Raw genomic sequence first — 9,999 nt, 5'->3', positions numbered from 1 at the left:
CGTCGAGCACGGCGTTGCCGACTGCCATCGCCAGCGGATTGCCGCCGAAAGTGGTGCCGTGCACGCCGGCGGTCATGCCGACGGCCGCCTCGTCGGTGGCGAGGCAGGCGCCCACCGGGAAGCCGCCGCCGATGCCCTTGGCAACCGCCATGATGTCGGGCGTGACGCCAGCCCATTCATGCGCGAACAATTTTCCGGTGCGGCCGATGCCGCACTGGACCTCGTCGAAGATCAGGAGCAGGCCATTCTGTTGGCAGAGCTGCCTCAGCCGCTTCAGCGACTGCGTCGGCACCGGGCGGATGCCACCCTCGCCCTGCACCGGCTCGATCAGTATCGCGGCGGTCTCGGGGGTGATCGCCTTTTCGGCGGCGTCGATTTCGCCGAAGCCGACCTGGTCGAAACCTTCGACCTTAGGTCCGAAGCCTTCCAGGTATTTATACTGGCCGCCGGCGGCGATGGTCGCCAGCGTGCGGCCATGAAAGGCGCCTTCGAAGGTGACGATGCGAAAGCGCTCGGGATGGCCCGTGACGAAGTGGTAGCGCCGCGCCGTCTTGATGGCGCATTCCAGCGCCTCGGCGCCGGAATTGGTGAAGAACACCTTGTCGGCGAAGGTGGCGTCGGCCAGCCGCTCGCCCAGACGGCTCTGCCCCGGAATCTCGTAGAGGTTGGAGACGTGCCAGACCTTGGCCGCCTGCTCGGTGAGTGCCGAGACCAAATGCGGATGGCTGTGGCCCAGCGAATTCACGGCGACACCACCGCCAAAATCGAGATATCGCTCGCCCTTGTCGGTGACCAGCCAAGTGCCTTCCCCATGGTCGAAGGCCAGGGGTGCGCGGGTAAAGGTCTCGAAAAGCGCCGAACCGCTCATTATATGCGTCTCCGGAACCGGAAAATCAAAAAGCCGCCAAAGCGGCGGCCTTTGCGGCTTATCGTGTTTTTCGGCCATGAAGTCAACGAAAACGTCGCGCGAGGACGCGCGGCAAGCTCTCCAGCGAGACGCCGGCTCATCAGCGACCGGGCAAGTTGGGGAAAACCGAAAAAACCGAATCGTGTTGGCCCTCGGACTCTTGTCACCGAGTCAGCGCATAAGGTAATTGTAGTCGAGAAATAACTAGATTTCGTGCGGCGGACCTAATCACCCGATATATGTGGTGTCTGCCCGGCGGAAGCCGGATCGTGGAAGGATTCCGATCGCCGCACATTTCAGCAGGAGCGCGGTCTCATGAACTGGACTGACGAGCGGGTCGAACTTCTTAGAAAGTTGTGGTCGGAGGGACTGAGCGCCAGCCAGATCGCCGCACAGCTCGGGGGCGTCAGCCGCAATGCCGTCATCGGCAAGGTGCATCGGCTGAAACTGTCGGGCCGCGGACGCTCGACCGCCACGCCGGCACGCCAGAAAAAGAGCGTGCAAGGATCGAGCGTCCAGAAATCGGTGTCGCGGGCGGCGAGCACTGCGCGGCATATCACCACGTCGATCGGCGCGACCGCGCTGCAGGCGCAATTCGACACCGCACCGGTGGCGCGTCATTACGTCCGTCCGGTCGAGAACGTCGTCGTGCCGATCTCGCGGCATCTGCAACTCGTCGAGTTAACCGAGCGGACATGCAAATGGCCGAATGGCGATCCGCTTTCGGAAGAGTTTCATTTCTGCGGCAACGACGCGGCCGAAACCGGACCCTATTGCAAGTACCACGCCCGAATTGCGTTCCAGCCCGCATCAGAGCGGCGGCGGAGTAGATAAGGCAATAGGGGAGTAGGGCAGTATGGGAGTAGGTAAAGATTAGGCTTTGTGAGTGCGAGCCTTGGCAACGCACTACATACTCCCTTACGGCCCTACTCCCTTCTCTTTCACAGCCACCCATTCTTGCGAAAACGCCAGTACAGGAAAGAGCAGATCGCAGCGATCGCAGCCAGCACGAGCGGGTAGCCATATTCCATCTTCAGTTCCGGCATGTCGTCGAAATTCATGCCGTAGATGCCGGCGAGCGCCGTCGGCACCGCCAAGATGGCAGCCCACGAGGCCAATTTCTTGGTGTTCGCCGTTTCCTGGCTCTGGCCCACCAGGAGGCTGGCCTCGAAGGCAAAGGCGAGAACCTCCCGCAAACTGTCGATCTTTTCCTGCACGGTGCGGATATGATCTGTCACGTCCCGAAACAACGGGTGCATGGCTGCGTGGATCTGCGGCAGGTCGGCGCTGGTCAGCCGGCGGCAGACCTCCACCAGCGGCAGCGCCGCATTGCGCAAGCGCAACAGATCGCGGCGCAGCATATAGAGCCGCTCGATATCAGTTCCAGTCATAGGCCTTAGCAGGACCTTGTCCTCGATCGCCTCGACCTCGTCCTCGATCTGCTCGAGCACCGGCATGTAGTTGTCGACGATGAAATCGAGAATGGCATAGAGGACGAAATCCTCGCCCTTGGCCAGCGAAAGCGGGCAGCTTTCCCAATGCTGGCGAACGGCGGCATAAGAAGTCGACGGACCGTGCCTGACGCTGACGATATAGCCGGCGCCGACGAACAGATGCGTCTCACCGAAGGTGACGCGCCTGTCGATCAGTTGAGCCGTGCGGGCAACGATGAACAACGCATCGCCATATTGCTCGATCTTCGGCCGCTGATGCGGATGCTCGGCGTCCTCAATCGCCAGATCGTGCAGATGGAATTGCGCCTGGACGCGAAGCAACAGGTTGCGGTCCGGCTCCAGCAGGCCGATCCAGACGACATGACCTGGCTTCTTGGCCCATTCGCCAGCTTCCTCGATCGGAATGTCGGCGACACGCCGGCCGGCGGTATAGACGCTGGAAGCGATGATGGCCGATGTCGGCGGGGCCGGCGTCAGGTTCCGAACGGTTTCCATCACTACCTCCTGGAGGCATGGCCTCGGGTCAGGATCAGGAACGTTCGGTAAAGCTTAGCCTAAATCAGCAATGGGTTCGAGAGGCAGCCGTTCACTTCGCGGGTGGCGCTCCCGGGACAACAATCTTGTCTGTGTTGTCGCCCTTCGGCCGCTCGGCCGGCATCTGGTCGCCGGTGACGATGTAGTAGATCGTCTCGGCGATATTGGTGGCATGATCGCCGATCCGCTCGATATTCTTGGCGCAAAACAGCAGGTGCGTGCAAGGCGTAATGTTGCGCGGATCTTCCATCATGTACGTCAGCAACTCGCGAAACAGCGAGGTGTACACGGCATCGATCTGATCATCTCGATCACGCACGAAGCCGATTTTTTCCACCGAGCGCGACGCGTAGACGTCGAGCACTTCCTTGAGCTGCGTCAACGCCAGGTCGGCCAAGGCCTCAATGCCGCGGAACAGGCTGGTCGGCTGGCGCCCTTCTATGACGGCAACCACGCGCTTGGCGACATTCTTGCCGAGGTCGCCGACCCGTTCGAGGTCCGCCGAGATGCGGATCGCGCCGACGATCTCGCGCAAATCCGTCGCCATCGGCTGGCGCTTGGCGATGATGATGATCGCCTTGTCGTCGATCTCGCGCTGCCCTTCGTCCAGAACAGAATCGTCACGGATCACTTTCTGGGCAAGGCCGGGGTCGGCGTTGACCAGGGCCGCGATCGCCTGTTCGACCATGCGTTCGGCATGCCCGCCCATCGCGGCGATGCGCTTCGACAGATATTTCAGTTCCTCGTCATAGGCGCTGACGATGTGCACGGACTGCATGGAAATGCCTTCCCGGGATCTGTGGCCGAGTCGTTCCTCGAATCCTCCGCTGATACGCTAGCCGGATGACAGAAAAAAGAAACGGCTTGTTAGCAGATAGTGCGGCGTCAGTGCGCCGGCAAATGAACCGAGAAGGCTGCGCCTTTGCCGACCTCCGACTTGATCGAGAGCCTGGCGTTGTGGCGCGTCAGGATATGCTTGACGATGGACAGGCCAAGGCCGGTGCCTTTCTGGGTCCGGCTGTTTTCGGCATCAATGCGGTAGAAGCGTTCGGTGATGCGCGGGATGTGCTCCTCGGGAATGCCGGGACCGAAGTCCCGGATGGTGACGTCGATGCCCGGTTCTGGACCGTCATTGCTGTGAGCAATCGTCACCACGACGCGTCCACCCGACTGTCCGTATTTGCAGGCGTTTTCGAGCAAGTTTTCGAAAACCTGGAAAAGTTCATCGCGATCCCCGGGCACATCAAGCGGCCCTTCTGCGAAATCCCGCTCGATGACAACGCCGTTTTCCCTGGCAAGCGGCCCAAGCGAATCGATGACGCTGTCGAGGGTCTGGCGGAGATCGACCTCGGTTCCCGGCTTCAGATAGGGTTTCATCTCCAGCCGCGACAGCGACAGCAGGTCGTCGATCAGGCGCGCCATGCGGCCGGTCTGGTTCTGCATGATCTGCAGGAACTGCTCGCGCGCCGCCGAGTCGTTGCGGGCCGGGCCGCGCAGCGTCTCGATGAAGCCGGAGATCGAGGCGAGCGGGGTGCGCAGTTCGTGGCTGGCATTGGCGATGAAGTCGGCGCGCATCCGGTCGATCCGGCGCGCCTCGCTCTGGTCTTTGAAGACCAGCACATAGAGGTCGGTGCCGTGGCCGACAGACGACGCACTCACCCGATAGGCCCGTTCGACCGGCAGCTTTTCGGTATAGTCAACGACATCCGAAGCGGCGGCGCCCGATAAAATACTGTCCAGCAAAGCCTGCATCTCGGGCGCCCGGAATTTCAGCGACAGCGACATGCCCGGTGCGATGCCGCCGAAGGCGGCGAAGGCGGCGGCGTTGGCATGGACGATCGTGGCGGTGCGATCGAAGATGATCAGCGGATCGGCAACGGCGGCCGCCAGATATTCTCCCGACAGCTGTTGTAGCCCGCCCGCCTCGATCGCCGCGGCATCCTCCGCGGACTGGCGCGCAACGCTGGCCGGCAGCATCGCGGCGGCAAGCAGCAGTACGGCACATGCCAGCAGCACCACATAGCCGGACGGGTCTGCGAAACCATAGACGGTCAGGACCGCGACAATGCCGGCGGCCAGCAGCCAGCGGCTGTTCCACAACCGGGTAGTGACCAGTTGCGCCGTGCTTCGCTGTTCTGCGCCGCCCATGTCAGCCATTGTCAGCCATTGTCAGCCATTCGCGCGCACTGCGCCTCCGCCCCCACCCGGCCGGTCGGGTGGAACTTCCCGCTGGACCGGCGCTAGAGCGCCGTGCGTCCAATTGGACGCACAAAGGACGCTCTACCACTCTCAATCTGCTGCATCGTTCTTTCCGAAATCGATTCCGATTTTCGGGCCGATGCAGTAAGGCTCCCAATAGCATGAGTCCGGAAACTGGAAAGGTTCGTCTCGATGAAAAACTCCAAGGAAGATGCCGCCGCGCCCGTTCCAGGTCCGCTGAAGATCCGCATCGACGGCAAGGCGCTCGAGTTCGACATCGAGGATCCCAAGCTTCCGGACTGGGTCGAACACAACAAGCTGACCGCGGGCGGCTACCCCTACGACAAGAAAATGAAAAGCGACGAGTATGACGAGACGCTCGAGCGGCTGCAGATCGAGCTGGTCAAGGCACAGGCATGGCTGCAATCGACGGGCGGGCGCGTGATGTCGCTGTTCGAAGGACGCGATGCCGCAGGCAAGGGCGGCACGATCTTCGCGCTGCGCCAATACATGAACCCCAGGACAGCGCGCAACGTTGCGCTGACCAAGCCGACCCCGACCGAACTCGGGCAATGGTATTACCAGCGCTATGTCGCGCACTTTCCGACATCCGGCGAGTTCGTCACCTTCGACCGCTCCTGGTATAATCGCGCCGGCGTCGAGCCGGTCATGGGCTTCTGCACGCCGGAGCAGCATGAGAAATTCCTGGACGAGACGCCGTATTTTGAACGGATGATCTGCAACGAGGGCATCCATTTCTTCAAATTCTGGTTGAACATCGGTCGGGAAACACAGCTTGAGCGGTTTCACGATCGCCGCTGGAGTCCTTTGAAGAGCTGGAAATTCTCGCCGATCGACATTGCCGGCATCACCAAATGGGACGACTACACCAAAGCGCGCGACCTCATGTTCGAACGCACGCACGAGGAATTCGCGCCTTGGATCATCGTGCGGGCCAATGACAAGCGGCGCGCGCGACTTGCCATCATCCGACGCATCCTGTTGTCGCTTCCCTATGACGGCCGCGATCTCGACGCCATCGGCAAGGAAGACAAGAAAATTATCGGGGAAGGGCCTTCGTTCCTGGGACCACAGGCCTGAAGCACTGCCGCGCGCCCCAACGACGCGCGGCACGATTCCGGATATTCCTGTCATTCTGCCGAATGACTTCTCATGCCGCCAGCCGGGCAATCCGCTGCAGCCGCTTCAGCGTGGTATCGTCCTGCAAAGCCTGCTGAAACAGCGAAATCTCCTGGTCGATGCGATCGCAGAGCGCGCCTGTGTCGCCCTTGAGCAGGTCGCGCGTCTGCAGCAGTGCGGCGACCGGCTTCTTGGCGAGTTGCCTGGCTCTGCCAAGTGCGGCTTCCTCGACATCGCCCACCACTATCTCCGTGACCAGGCCAAGCATCCTGGCGTCCTCGGCACTGAGCGTGTCGCCCAGGCAGAAGAAGCGAAAGGCGCCGGCATAACCGAGTTTCTGCGGCGCCAGGATGCTGGTCGCCGCGTCCGGCACGAGGCCGAAATCGACGAACGGCACCCGGAACGTGCTTTCATCAGATGCGATCACCATGTCGCAATGGAACAGGATGGTGCAGCCGACGCCGACGGCGTCGCCGTCGACACAGGCAAGGACCGGTTTGGGGAACGTCGCCAATGTGCGGAACATATCGGTGACGGCGGCGATCAATCGTTGATGCTTGGTGGCGTCGAGGAATTCTGAAAAATCGCCGCCGAGGCAGAAGCAGCCGGCGAGGCCGCGCAGCACCACGACGCGCACATCATCGTCGATTGCGGCTTCGTGGAAGATCTTGGCCAGGCTTTCATAGGCTCGCCCGTCCAGCACCGGCCGGCCGTCATCCGACGATACCGTGACGATCAGCGTATGATTGCGGAACTCTGTTTGCGGTTGGATGTTCATGGCTGTCTCCAATTCTCACGAGGCCTGCCTCATTCCGAGCCTGTCGGGATAACCCCTGGCCAGCACCGGCGCGAAATGACTGCGACGCGAGCGCACCACCTCAAGCGTATGCTCGTTGAAGGTGAGCAGCGTCGCGACGACCTGCTGGTTGCCATAGGTGCGCTGGTAGCCAAGCGGCTTCGCCAGGAAGTGCAACTGCAGCGCCCGCAGAACCCACATCGGCTCGAACTCGATGATCACCTGGTTGACGTTCCGCTTCAGCCCCCACTCGACGAAGCCGGCAATGAGCTCGGTGCCGACCGTCGAGACGCCGCGCTTGCCGTCACGAAAGCCCGGCGCCACCGCATAGCGGGTCAGTTCCCACACGTTCGGCCCGGATGGCGGCGTCCCTTCATAGAGGTCCGCCAGCACCTCGGTCAGAAGATGCGCCCGCGTTGTCGGCAACATCCGCTGATAACCGGCGAGTTCGCCATTGCGGATGACGAGCTGATGCACCGCCTCATCATGGTCGAACTGATCGATCTCAAGGCCATCGGGGCGCTGCAGATCTGTCCACCCCATCTCCTCGACGAAAATCTTGTAGCGTAAACGATGAACGGCCTCCCAAAGGTCGGGACGTTCCATAAGTTCCTGTGTGGTAAGGGAAAAAAGCATCTGCCGTCTCCTAGGTTCAATAGGAAGATACGGCCGGGCTGTCCCGAGAAAATTACGCGATCACGTATGCAAGAATTTCTAGGCCGGCACGGCCGAGCTAGCTAATATAGCCGCGCCTTATCGCTTCCGCGACCGCCTGTACCCGGTTGACGGCACCGAGTTTGCTTTTGGCGTTAAGAAGGTGTTTCTCTGACGTGTGTTCCGAAATGCCGAGAATCTGTGAGATCTCCCATTCGGACTTGCCGACGGCGGCCCATTGCATGCATTCGCGCTCACGCGGCGTCAGTTCGACGTGGTCGATGGTCTTGGCCGCCATCGTGTGGATCTGCATGGCGCGGCCAATCGCATAGGTCGCCACCAGCGACACCAGCCCAAACTCGGCGCCCGACAATTCGACGGCCTCGCCGCCCAGCGACACCATTACGATCTGGCCATCGAGCGTGATCAGCGGGAAGGCCAATCCGTCGCGCAGCTTGAATTCGCCGGCGTCGCCCATCACTTCGCCGCTGCTCTTGTCGATGCGGATGCCCTGAGACGCCTCCCGCCACTGGAACGGCGCCTGAAGCTGCTTCATGTGGCTGACGACGGGGTCGTGGTCAACATAGTTGCGCGCCACATAGCGCTCCAGCCATTCTCCCGGCCACTCGCAAAGCAGCACATGGTCCTTTTGCTGGCCTCTTGGCGTGCCCGGTTGCGGAACCGTCCCGGCCATAAGTGCCGTCAGACCGAACTCCGAGGTTATGCCAAGCAGTTTTTCGCAGACCGCAGCCGCCGTATTGGCGTGCTGCAGCTGATCTATGAATTCCAGTGTGCGATCGAAGTGGCCCATTGCAACATCTACCCCATGTTGCCTTCCGCGTTGAGATCAACGGTCTAGTGCTTGACCCGCACTTTGCCATCGACCCCGGATTACAAACCTGCTCCTCTCTGTTTGCAGCGCCTTGCGGCTACCCTCCAGCCGACGCCCCACATGTTTGCAAGCTCGCTGAAGCATAACCCTAAATCGGCATGATGAAATCAAAAACCGTTGTGCCTGTGGCATTTTCGTACCAAAAGCCACATTGGACAGGACAGGGCGGAGCTCGATCGTGGCAATTCGGTGGACAACCATCGTCTTGATGCTGGCAATGACGGGACCACAGTGGCTCGCGGGAGCGCGAGCCGCGGAGCTGCAAGTGCCGGTGCTGTGGGATGCCAAGGAGCGGCTGCCGAAGCCTGACCTTTCCGCGCTGCCGCGTCTGAGATTCCTGACCACCACCGATTTCCCGCCGTTCAACTTCCTCGACGGAGCGGGTCGCTTGTCCGGCTTCCACGTCGATCTGGCGCGCGCCATCTGCGCCGAACTCGGCATCGCGGAAAAATGCCAGATCCAGGCGCTGCCTTGGGCCGAGCTCGAAGGAGCGCTGCAGAAGGGCGAAGGTGAAGCGATCATTGCCGGCATCGCCGCCACACCGGAGTCGCGGTCGAAATATGCCTTCTCACGTTCCTATCTGCAGTTTCCGGCGCGCTTCATCATGCCGAAGACAAAGGCGCTCACGGAACCGATCTTCGACAGACTGCGCGGCAAGCGCGTCGGCGTGGTCGCCGGGTCCGCGCATGAGCGGATGCTGCGCGATTATTTCGGCACCGTTCAGGTCGTCCCCTTCGACCGGCCGGAAGAGCTCTACGATGACCTCAAGGCTGGCAAGGTCGACGGCGCCTTCGGCGACGGCATGCGCTTCGCCTTCTGGCTGGGGGGGTCGGATGCGGCAGCTTGCTGCCGCTTTGCCGGCGGCCCGTATCTGGCGCCAGAATATCTGGGCTCGGGCATGGCCATCGCCACCAGGGCCAACGATCCGGCGCTGGCCGCTGCGTTCGACTACGCGCTGCAGGAGATTTCGGTGAAAGGCACCTTCGCCGAATTCTACCTGCGCTATTTTCCGGTCAGCTTCTTCTGATCCCTGAGGGCCTGGATCAGTTCAGCGTACGCAGGCGGGCCTTGGCGGCACGGGCGATGGCGGCGACGGTGAGCGTGTCGAGATCGAGTTGGCGACGGATAAGCTGCAGCACCCTCACCTCCTCCAAACGCATTTCGAGGTCGACGGCCGCAACCTCGAAGGCTGCGGCATAGGCGGTATCAAGCAGGCGTTCGGGCAGTGCTTCAGCGACCCGCGCCAAAACGCCTTCCAGCCCGTCCTTTTCGTGCAGCATCTTTTGGCAGTCCTGGGCGACGCCGACCAGCCGGTCGTGGTCGAAATCCTCGAACACCGGCCATGAGCGGACGACGTCGCCGATCCGCGCCAGTTCGACATCGGTCATGTCGCGATCGGACGCGGAGGTGATGACCATCAGAT

11 protein-coding genes are annotated in these 9,999 nt (G+C 61.6%); 3 read left to right on the top strand and 8 right to left on the bottom strand.

What is annotated here, in order from left to right; genetic code table 11:
* On the bottom strand, window positions 1-868 hold an 868-nt coding region (locus tag EOA86_RS09095; RefSeq protein ID WP_164891641.1), incomplete at its 3' end, for an aspartate aminotransferase family protein.
* 354 nt (window positions 869-1,222) lie between these two features.
* On the opposite strand from EOA86_RS09095, the gene EOA86_RS09090 reads away from it, so the two are divergent.
* On the top strand, window positions 1,223-1,741 hold the full coding sequence (locus EOA86_RS09090) for a GcrA family cell cycle regulator (protein WP_029356837.1): 519 nt from the start codon (window positions 1,223-1,225) through the stop codon (window positions 1,739-1,741).
* A 107-nt stretch (window positions 1,742-1,848) separates the two neighbouring features.
* Here the strand turns inward: EOA86_RS09090 and EOA86_RS09085 are convergent, their stop codons facing one another.
* The 3 genes from EOA86_RS09085 to EOA86_RS09075 all read right to left on the bottom strand — a co-directional run bounded on the left by EOA86_RS09085 (window position 1,849) and on the right by EOA86_RS09075 (window position 5,052).
* Window positions 1,849-2,856, bottom strand: coding sequence for a magnesium and cobalt transport protein CorA (locus EOA86_RS09085; protein WP_065005841.1), 1,008 nt, complete (start codon window positions 2,854-2,856; stop codon window positions 1,849-1,851).
* Between the two features lie 91 nt (window positions 2,857-2,947).
* A complete protein-coding gene (gene phoU / locus EOA86_RS09080) occupies window positions 2,948-3,673 on the bottom strand; it encodes a phosphate signaling complex protein PhoU (RefSeq protein ID WP_128341295.1) in 726 nt (241 codons plus the stop codon).
* Window positions 3,674-3,780: 107 nt separating this feature from the next.
* Window positions 3,781-5,052, bottom strand: a complete 1,272-nt coding sequence (locus EOA86_RS09075; protein ID WP_128341293.1) for an ATP-binding protein — start codon at window positions 5,050-5,052, stop codon at window positions 3,781-3,783.
* Window positions 5,053-5,286: 234 nt separating this feature from the next.
* Here EOA86_RS09075 and ppk2 point away from each other — a divergent pair, with 234 nt between their 5' ends.
* Window positions 5,287-6,195: a polyphosphate kinase 2 gene (gene ppk2, locus EOA86_RS09070; protein ID WP_127209412.1), complete on the top strand. Its 909-nt coding sequence runs from the start codon at window positions 5,287-5,289 to the stop codon at window positions 6,193-6,195.
* A 70-nt stretch (window positions 6,196-6,265) separates the two neighbouring features.
* Here the strand turns inward: ppk2 and EOA86_RS09065 are convergent, their stop codons facing one another.
* The 3 genes from EOA86_RS09065 to EOA86_RS09055 form a co-directional block, all read right to left on the bottom strand.
* A complete protein-coding gene (locus EOA86_RS09065; RefSeq protein WP_127209413.1) occupies window positions 6,266-7,012 on the bottom strand; it encodes an enoyl-CoA hydratase-related protein in 747 nt (248 codons plus the stop codon).
* A gap of 15 nt (window positions 7,013-7,027) precedes the next feature.
* The gene (locus tag EOA86_RS09060) at window positions 7,028-7,666 is read right to left on the bottom strand and encodes an acyl-homoserine-lactone synthase (protein ID WP_077377404.1); all 639 of its coding nucleotides are present in this window, start codon (window positions 7,664-7,666) and stop codon (window positions 7,028-7,030) included.
* Window positions 7,667-7,763: 97 nt separating this feature from the next.
* Window positions 7,764-8,495, bottom strand: coding sequence for a LuxR family transcriptional regulator (locus EOA86_RS09055; RefSeq protein ID WP_095517049.1), 732 nt, complete (start codon window positions 8,493-8,495; stop codon window positions 7,764-7,766).
* Between the two features lie 289 nt (window positions 8,496-8,784).
* Here EOA86_RS09055 and EOA86_RS09050 point away from each other — a divergent pair, with 289 nt between their 5' ends.
* Window positions 8,785-9,603: a transporter substrate-binding domain-containing protein gene (locus tag EOA86_RS09050; protein WP_127209418.1), complete on the top strand. Its 819-nt coding sequence runs from the start codon at window positions 8,785-8,787 to the stop codon at window positions 9,601-9,603.
* A gap of 16 nt (window positions 9,604-9,619) precedes the next feature.
* On the opposite strand, the gene EOA86_RS09045 is transcribed toward EOA86_RS09050, so the two are convergent.
* Complete coding sequence (locus EOA86_RS09045; RefSeq protein ID WP_206629985.1) at window positions 9,620-9,997, bottom strand: tellurite resistance TerB family protein; 378 nt, start codon at window positions 9,995-9,997, stop codon at window positions 9,620-9,622.
* Window positions 9,998-9,999 lie beyond the last annotated feature (2 nt).

This window comes from Mesorhizobium sp. M5C.F.Ca.IN.020.32.2.1 (assembly GCF_004023105.1).
Classification (GTDB): domain Bacteria; phylum Pseudomonadota; class Alphaproteobacteria; order Rhizobiales; family Rhizobiaceae; genus Mesorhizobium; species Mesorhizobium wenxiniae.
The sequence above is the reverse complement of the archived record's forward strand: the minus strand, read 5'-3'. Positions and strand labels throughout refer to the sequence as shown.